The organism is Bacteroides sp. RTP31139st1_H2_RTP31139_211217, assembly GCF_040227615.1.
Lineage (GTDB): Bacteria > Bacteroidota > Bacteroidia > Bacteroidales > Bacteroidaceae > Bacteroides > Bacteroides uniformis.
The window spans coordinates 1-3,033 of sequence record NZ_JBCNZM010000288.1; the positions used below are offsets into that span (position 1 = coordinate 1).

The 3,033-nt window shown below is 40.2% G+C and carries 3 protein-coding genes and 1 pseudogene; 3 read left to right on the forward strand and 1 reads right to left on the reverse strand.

All coding sequences use genetic code 11. The annotated features are described in order from the left end of the window. Window positions 1-258 precede the first annotated feature (258 nt). The 3 genes and pseudogenes from ABUA47_RS24015 (at window position 259) to ABUA47_RS24025 (ending at window position 2,376) form a co-directional block, all read left to right on the forward strand. Window positions 259-594: pseudogene (locus tag ABUA47_RS24015) on the forward strand (single-stranded DNA-binding protein). Between the two features lie 169 nt (window positions 595-763). Further along, complete coding sequence (locus tag ABUA47_RS24020; protein ID WP_005868750.1) at window positions 764-1,102, forward strand: helix-turn-helix domain-containing protein; 339 nt, start codon at window positions 764-766, stop codon at window positions 1,100-1,102. Beyond that, window positions 1,099-2,376: a type II toxin-antitoxin system HipA family toxin gene (locus ABUA47_RS24025; protein WP_005868749.1), complete on the forward strand. Its 1,278-nt coding sequence runs from the start codon at window positions 1,099-1,101 to the stop codon at window positions 2,374-2,376. The genes ABUA47_RS24020 and ABUA47_RS24025 overlap by 4 nt, the downstream gene beginning before the upstream one ends. A gap of 157 nt (window positions 2,377-2,533) precedes the next feature. Here ABUA47_RS24025 and ABUA47_RS24030 read toward each other — a convergent pair whose 3' ends face one another. After that, on the reverse strand, window positions 2,534-2,695 hold the full coding sequence (locus ABUA47_RS24030; RefSeq protein WP_005868748.1) for a hypothetical protein: 162 nt from the start codon (window positions 2,693-2,695) through the stop codon (window positions 2,534-2,536). Between the last annotated feature and the right edge of the window lie 338 nt (window positions 2,696-3,033).

The following is a 3,033-nucleotide window of genomic DNA, read 5'->3' on the forward strand; positions in this document are numbered from 1 at the left end:
CCTTTTACGGGGATAAGGGGACGATTCACAAACACCACGTTGTTATTCGTCTGAAATCTTCCTTTTTTTGCCTTGCACAAAAAGCGTATTTAACCCGAATTATTCGTTGCCATCTTCACCAATAAAAAAGTTACAAATCTTCCTTTTTCCGGCCAGCATAAAAAGAGTATTTATATCTTTTTTCATGGTGTCCCCCAAAGCCAACAATCAGTTATTGCACTGTAAAATTGATTAATTAACTTCTAAAAAATCAGAGATATGAAAAAGATTGAAAATTCATTCGCAGTAACAGGCAGGATTTGTAGGGATGCAGAAATCCATTTATTCGAAATAGTAAAGGTTGCACACTTCTCTATTGTGGTCAGTCGCATAGGCAAGATAAATGAAGAAAAAACATTTGTTTCCTCTGTTATGAAAGTTGAAGCCTAGAGTAAGATGGAAGACCGCTATGCTTTTTGGATACTGCAAAAAGATGTACTGATTACCGTTGAAGGCTACTTTAAGCCGGAAGAATGGACGGATTCTAAAAGTGGGGAGAAACGTAACCGCATTGTGATGGTAGCTACTAAGTTCTACCCGACTCCGGAAAAATAAGAACCCCCGGACTAAAAAGAAAAAGCAATCAAACGATTGAAGCGGCACAAGGTCGCTTCAATCGTTTGCTAATGCGGCAGAAGATTATAAAAAAAGTGTTTCTTAATTTGGTGATTTTCAGATTTATCGGTATTTTTGTATCAAAAATGATACCTAAATATGTTTTTCTATGAAAAGATTATATGATACATATACAATATACGAATTTTCAGATGAATGTATTGTAAAGGAAATCTGCAAGAGAGTTAAGTCTATAAGACTTAGCTGCTGTTTTTCCCAGCAAGAATTTGCGGATAAGGCAGGAGTATCTATCGTTACTATTAAGAGAATAGAATCTTGTAAAGTAAGTGATATTGCCCTAAGTACATTGCTTAAGATTTTGCGTATAAGTGGAACTCTTGAAGGCGTTGTCGGTTTGGTTCCGGAACTTCCAGACTCCCCTTTCCTAATCAATGAAAAAACAGGTAAAAGAATACAAAGAATTAACGGTAAACGTAAGATGGTATGAAGAAAGAGCCGATTATAGTGAATGTATATCTGTGGGGGACTTGCATTGGCAAATTGAATTGGGACTTTGAAAAGCATTGTTCTGTATTCCAATTTACGGATGAATATAGGAAACAAGATTATGATATATGCCCTTCCACACACCCTAAGAGAACCCCTTTGTTTGCGTCTTTCTATGGGAATAAAGATAAATTATATCAAGGGCTTCCGGAATTTCTTGCAGATGCGCTTCCTGACAAATGGGGGGCTTCCCTATTTGACCAATGGCTCACGGATAATAATATAAAGGTTACGGAATCATTGCCTCTATTGAAGCTCTCTTATATTGGCAAGAGGGCTATGGGAGCATTGGAATTTGAACCGGAATTTAATGATGATGCCATCCATGAGTCAGTAAATATGTCATCATTGGCAACTTTGGCTTCTAAAATATATAATGATCGAGATGCTGCTGTCATATCACCGGAGGATAGCCTCACGATGAAAAAGTTGATATATCTTGGAACTTCTGCCGGTGGCATGCGCCCGAAGGCAGTGATTGCCTATAATCTCGAAACGGAAGAGTTTCGTTCCGGCCAGGTGGATTTGCCTGAAAATTTTAAGCAGTATATCATCAAATTTAAAGAAGCAGATGACTCTCCTACCACAGAGATAGAAATGGTATATAGCGAAATGGCAAAGGCGGCGGGAATCAACATGATGCCATGCTTCCTGAAAGAAATTGATGGAAGAAATCATTTCGTAACGGAAAGATTTGATCGTAAGAATGGAGAAAAGCTCTTTAGTCAGACCCTTGCGGCCATTATGCCGGGTGCAGATGATTATATGAAGCTGTGTTGGATAGCAGAGACTCTGAAACTTCCCCAGGAAGACAAAGATCAGATATTTATCAGAATGGTATTTAATTATGTCGCAGGTATATCCGATGATCATAATAAGAACATATCGTTTATCATGGATAAGGCAGGGGTATGGCGTTTATCACCTGCATATGATGTAATGTTCACGGCAAATACATGGGAAAATTCTTCAGCACACATTCATTCGATGGGCGTGATGGGCAAAAGGTCTGCCTTGACTACAAGTGATTTCGTCAACTTTGCCGAGGATTTTGTAGAGGAGCCCGAAAAGAAGATATTACAGGTGTTCGATGCTGTAAGCAAATTTCAATCGTTATGCGCCACGTATGGCATAGATAAGGCTATATTTGATAAAATCCAACATGTATTGGATGGATTGGTCACTGATGATTTGGATTTGCTGCAATTAACTTAAAGAACAGTAGATGGTGATAGTTGCTCCAGTCTTTTCTGGAACGGCTTTCTTTTCTTTTGAGATCTTTATACCCCTATTTGTTATTTTGGAGAAAGTCACATGTTTCCCACCCACCCTTTCAGCGGAGTGACTGTCCCCGTTTCAGGATTTCTCATAGTCACTCGCAGGCTCCGTGATTGTGTGAAATCCAGGAATGGGGAAGGCAAAGGAGAGAGGCATATCCGGTCTGCTTTCGGAGCTTCGGCCACATCGAGACAACCTCTTTCCGGCGGCTATGCCACTCTCCTTTTATTTGCCCGGCAGTCTGTTGCTTACCCATATGCCCCAGCCTTTTAGGGCTGTATATAGGTAGTCGGATATTTCGCCGCTAAATCGGCAGTCCGCTTCAATCGTTTGCTTGCTTTTCTCCGAGTGGATGCCTTTCTGTTTTTCCGGTTGTATAATCTTCTTTTTCCGGAAACAGTTGTAGTGGCTGTATGCCTGTATGGTTATGTTCTCCCCGCAGAATCCGCAAGTCTGTTCTTCCGTTGCAGCCTTTCATTTTATCGTGCAGTCACTTTTTTCGATACGTGGAATATTGTATGCTTCATTCTTCGGCTTCATTTTTTTAAAAGGAATTGCAGAGGTTTCTTCCGGTGTGTCGATAGGCGGCTGACC

What these genes read in the sequence shown, in the direction of transcription:
- ABUA47_RS24025 (WP_005868749.1), top strand. Translation starts at nt 1,099, where the DNA reads ATGAAGAAAGAGCCGATTATAGTGAATGTATATCTGTGGGGGACTTGC.
- ABUA47_RS24030 (WP_005868748.1), bottom strand. Translation starts at nt 2,695, where the DNA reads ATGGGTAAGCAACAGACTGCCGGGCAAATAAAAGGAGAGTGGCATAGC.
- ABUA47_RS24020 (WP_005868750.1), top strand. Translation starts at nt 764, where the DNA reads ATGAAAAGATTATATGATACATATACAATATACGAATTTTCAGATGAA.